Origin of the sequence: Shewanella sp. AC91-MNA-CIBAN-0169, from assembly GCF_040310165.1 — a bacterium.
Lineage (GTDB): Bacteria > Pseudomonadota > Gammaproteobacteria > Enterobacterales > Shewanellaceae > Shewanella.
In genome coordinates this window covers 1-262 of record NZ_JBEOPM010000135.1, presented here as the reverse complement: position 1 = coordinate 262, position 262 = coordinate 1, and the positions used below count along the sequence as shown (strand labels likewise).

Annotated in this window: 1 protein-coding gene; it reads left to right on the top strand. The window is 69.1% G+C overall.

Translation table 11 applies throughout. The features are described from left to right. A partial coding sequence (locus AAEY98_RS22430) for a hypothetical protein (protein ID WP_351019811.1) occupies positions 1-262 on the top strand: 262 nt, incomplete at both ends.

Here is a 262-nt window from a genome sequence, read left to right as displayed (position 1 = left end):
GTATTGCGCGCGCCATCCGCAGATCCGCAAGCTCGCGCTGTACGACGCGGACATCTGGTTCTGCGCGCCGCAGTTCGACCTGTTCTCGCAGATCGACGACGACCGGCTCCACGTGTGCCCCGACCCGCTGTTCTGCACGTTCGTCGTCACGCCGCTGATCGGCGAGCGGCGCGACCATCACTGGCGCCTCGTCGTCGACGAAGTCAACGCGCGCCACGGCGGTGCGCTGCAAGCCGGGCTCGTCGCCGGAACCGCCGACGCA